This is a genomic window from Bacillus timonensis (assembly GCF_004799755.1).
Classification (GTDB): domain Bacteria; phylum Bacillota; class Bacilli; order Bacillales; family Bacillaceae_L; genus Ferdinandcohnia; species Ferdinandcohnia timonensis_A.
Map to the genome: position 1 here is coordinate 1 of NZ_SLUB01000146.1, position 619 is coordinate 619.

General features: G+C 38.3%; 1 protein-coding gene. It reads left to right on the plus strand.

Annotated features, from left to right (window positions below; all coding sequences use genetic code 11):
• Positions 1 to 459: transposase (locus E1I69_RS24280; RefSeq protein WP_242634698.1), on the plus strand; the 459-nt coding region annotated here is incomplete at its 5' end.
• Positions 460 to 619 lie beyond the last annotated feature (160 nt).

Sequence of the window (619 nt, forward strand, 5' to 3'; positions counted from 1 at the left end):
GTCGGAACTGTTTGGCAACGTTGTACAGTCCATCTCAAGCGAAATATCTTTAATGTAATGCCCAAAAAAGGGATAGATGAAGAAAAACTAGGTTTAAAAAGAATTTTTGAAGCTGTTAGTGTAGAGGATGCCCGAAAGTTTAAAGATGAATTTCTTGAACGTTTTGGAGATAATCCAAAACTGGAGAAAGCAATTCGAACTTTAGAAGATGGCTTCGAAGATGCTATCCAATACCTTAATGAACCGGTAAGATTTCAACAATATATTCGCAGTACAAATTCACTAGAACGCTTAAATTCAGAGGTTAGAAGAAGAGAACAAGTGATCCGGATATTTCCAAATACTCAATCTGCATTTAGAATGATTGGAGCGGTCCTTATGCAAATAAATGAGGAACTTGAAATGAAAAAAATCACTAGAAGCAATAAGGGGATTACAAAAGCGTCACCTGCCCAATAAAGTGGGAACGCCTAATTTCGAATTGACATTGAGCCTCCGGCGGGCATGATGTAAAGCCAGGAAGCCAGGAGTTTAACAACACCTGGCTTGCCCTCCAGGCTATCATGCCCACCCCTCAATGTAAATTCGAAATAATTGTAGATCACTATACAAATTTTTT